The organism is Streptomyces sp. NRRL S-495 (genome assembly GCF_000966955.1).
Taxonomy (GTDB): Bacteria; Actinomycetota; Actinomycetes; order Streptomycetales; family Streptomycetaceae; genus Kitasatospora; species Kitasatospora purpeofusca.
The window spans coordinates 1-2,953 of record NZ_JZWY01000511.1 but is presented as its reverse complement, the minus strand read 5'-3'; the positions used below and the strand labels follow the sequence as shown (position 1 = coordinate 2,953).

General features: G+C 76.3%; 4 protein-coding genes. 2 read left to right on the top strand and 2 right to left on the bottom strand.

Annotation, left to right across the window (positions count from 1 at the left end):
* Nucleotides 1-737, bottom strand: a 737-nt coding sequence (locus VR45_RS42665; RefSeq protein ID WP_159394348.1) for a GAF domain-containing protein, incomplete at its 3' end; no start/stop codon positions are given.
* A gap of 178 nt (nucleotides 738-915) precedes the next feature.
* Between VR45_RS42665 and VR45_RS25315 the strand changes: the two genes are divergently transcribed.
* Nucleotides 916-1,746 carry a TIGR03084 family metal-binding protein gene (locus tag VR45_RS25315; protein ID WP_045942142.1) on the top strand — a complete coding sequence of 277 codons (831 nt, stop codon included), beginning with the start codon at nucleotides 916-918 and terminating at the stop codon, nucleotides 1,744-1,746.
* Between the two features lie 89 nt (nucleotides 1,747-1,835).
* Nucleotides 1,836-2,324: a hypothetical protein gene (locus VR45_RS42660; protein WP_159394347.1), complete on the top strand. Its 489-nt coding sequence runs from the start codon at nucleotides 1,836-1,838 to the stop codon at nucleotides 2,322-2,324.
* 137 nt (nucleotides 2,325-2,461) lie between these two features.
* On the opposite strand, the gene VR45_RS25305 is transcribed toward VR45_RS42660, so the two are convergent.
* A partial coding sequence (locus tag VR45_RS25305) for a hypothetical protein (protein ID WP_045942141.1) occupies nucleotides 2,462-2,953 on the bottom strand: 492 nt, incomplete at its 5' end.

The following is a 2,953-nucleotide window of genomic DNA, read 5'->3' as shown; positions in this document are numbered from 1 at the left end:
CAGCGGAGCACCTCGTGCTCGCGCCGGGTGAGCGGCGGGGCCGCCGGCGGGGCGGGCGACGGGACGAACGGGGCGGACGGGGCGGGCCGGGCGCGCCGGGCGCGCGGTCCCGGTCCTCGCGGCGCGGGGTCGGCGGCCGGCGCTCCGCACCAGGCGGCGGCCCCGGCCAGGGCCCGGGTGGCGGCCTCGGCGAGCCTGGTCACCGCGCCGATCCGGACGTCCCCGAACGGCACCACCGCGCGCAGCGAGGCGTACACCACGCCGTGCACCGCACCGTGGTGGAGCAGCGGCACGGTGAGCATCGCGTAGAGGTCCTCGGCGGTGACGGCGGCGTCGTAATGGTGCGAGATGGTGGTGGCGGCGCGGTAGTCGGGCACCCAGCTGGGCGCCCGCTCGGCCAGCGCCCGGCCGCCGAGGCCGGTGCCGGCCGGCACGGCGAGGCCGTGCAGCAGTTCCGCCCGGGTGCCGGCCCAGTGGCGCAGCACCATCCCCTCGGCGCCCGGTCCGGCCACCTCCGGGTCCGGTACGCCGACCAGGCCGACGTCGGCGCCGCAGTCGGCGACCACCCGGCGGGCGAGGTCGCCGAGCACGGCGTCCCGGACCAGCGCGGCGGCCCGGGCGGCGAGGTCGTCCGGCGCTGAAGGGGCGTCCGGCGCGGCGGGGCCGTTCGGCGCGGGCGCGCCGCTCCTCGGCGGGCCACTTGTCGGCGGGCCCGGGGCGGTCGGGGCGGTCGTCACCGCGCGATTGTCACACGGGCCCCCGCCCGTGGGGAGGGGTCCGGAGCGCGGGTTCGGTGGAGTTCCGGGTACGGGGCCGCCGGGCGGCGTAGGGTGCGGGCGCGAGGTTACCGGTGGGTCACCAAGGGTGGCGCGCCGCGGTGTGTTCCAGGTTTCCGAGCTTGCGAGAGGGAGATCCATGACGGACCCGAACGTTCCCGGGCAGTCGTCCGTGCTGACCGGGCTGCTGGCCGACCTGCGGGCCGAGAGCGAGGTGCTGGACGGGCTCGTCGCCGGGCTCGAGCCGGACGGCTGGGCGCTGGACACACCCGCGGCGGGCTGGACGGTGGCCCATCAGATCGCCCACCTGGCCTGGACGGACGACTGGTCCGAGCTGGCCGCGCGCGACCCCGGGGCCTTCGTCGCGGACTCCGGCCGGATCTTCGGCGAGCTGCTGACGGCCGGGGCGGACCCGGTCGAGGACGGCGCCGCGCGCGGGGCCGCCGAGGAGCCGGCCGCGCTGCTGACCCGTTGGCGGGCCGGTCGGGAGCGGCTCGCGACGGCCCTCGCAGAGGTGCCGGCCGGGACCACGCGGCCGTGGCTGGGGCCGCCGATGAAGGCCCCGTCGATGGCCACCGCCCGGCTGATGGAGACCTGGGCGCACGGGCAGGACGTCGCGGACGCGCTGGGCGCCGTCCGGGAGCCGAGCGCCCGGCTGCGGCACGTCGCGCACCTGGGCGTGCGGACCATGGGGTTCGCGTTCACGGTGCACGGACTGCCCGCCCCCCAGACCCCGGTGCGGGTCGAACTGACGGCACCCGACGGCGGGTTGTGGACCTGGGGCCCGGAGGGGGCGGCGGACCGGGTGGACGGTCCGGCCCTGGACTTCTGCCTGCTGGTCACCCAGCGGCGGCACCGGGACGACCTCGCACTGACCGCCGTCGGCGAGGTGGCGACGGCCTGGCTGCCGATCGCCCAGGCCTTCGCGGGACCGCCCGGAAAGGGGCGGCAGAGCGGATTCTCGCTTTAGCAGATGATTCGTCAAATACGCTTGCTCGAAGGGTAAACCACACGTTCCAGCGATATACAGAGTTCGTCGGCGAATGATGGAATCCCGCCATGAAGCGAATGAACCCGAGGCGCACCGCCCTGGCCGGCGCCGTCGCCCTGCTCGCCGTCGGCGGCCTCCTGGCCGGCTCCGCCCAGGCCGCGTTCGCGCTGCCCCCGGGACCGGCCGCGGCGGTCGCGACGGCCGAGGTGCGGGCGGGGACGCCGGCCGCGCACCAGGTGGTCACCTTCTTCGAGGAGTACCGACGGGCAGTGCTGGAGACCAGCGGCGAGCAGCCCTCCGAGGTGCGCGAGCGCTTCCTCGTCCCGGCCCTCGACCGCCGGCTGGACGCCTGGGCGCGGCAGCACGACGCCGATCCGGTGTTCCGCGCCCAGAACGTCCCGGTGGACTGGTCCGTCCAGCAGGTGAAGGAGGAGTACGGCTACGCCTCCGTCCGGCTCACCGAGTTCTGGGACGGGGGCGGCAGCCAGGAAGTCTGGTACACCGTGCGGCTGCGCGATCTGAAGATCGTCGAGCTCAATGACCAGCCCGCCTTCTGACCGGGCCGCTTTCCGACCGGCTCGTCCTCTGACCGGCTCGTCTTCCGACCGGTCGGGTCCGGCCACCGGGCCCCCGTGAACCCCGGTGCGGCGCAGGCACCCCCCACGACTGCGCCGCGCCGGTCACCCGCACGCGGTCATTTCCCGCCGTCGCGCAGGATCAGCAGCCCGCGCCCCCGCTCCCGGGCGCCCGCCGTCCAGTCCGGGAGCAGTTCTCCGACCAGCCACTCGACCTCCTCGGCCGCGTCCTCGTCCCCGCCCGGGAGGAGTTCGGGCTCCTCGTGGATCCGGTCGGTGTCGAAATCGGCCAGTTCGCCGTGGATGCGGTCGAGTTCGGGACCGGCCGCGAAACAGGGGAAGGGCCACGGGTCGCCGTCCGACACCTCGGCGGCCGGCCACGGCCAGGGGCGCGCCCACAGTCCGGCGAGGGCTGGCAGCCCCCAGGCCCGGAAGGTGTCGGTGAGTTCGTGCCAGCCGCGCCCCGGCAGGGTCGCCGCGCCGAGGGTGTCACCGACGCCCGGCAGGAGGAGTTCCAGCAGCCAGCCGTAGCCGCCAGGGCGCGCGGGATCGAGCCGGCCGTCGGCGATCTCCCACAGGGCGGGCTCCACCTCGGCGGGATCGGCGGCCCG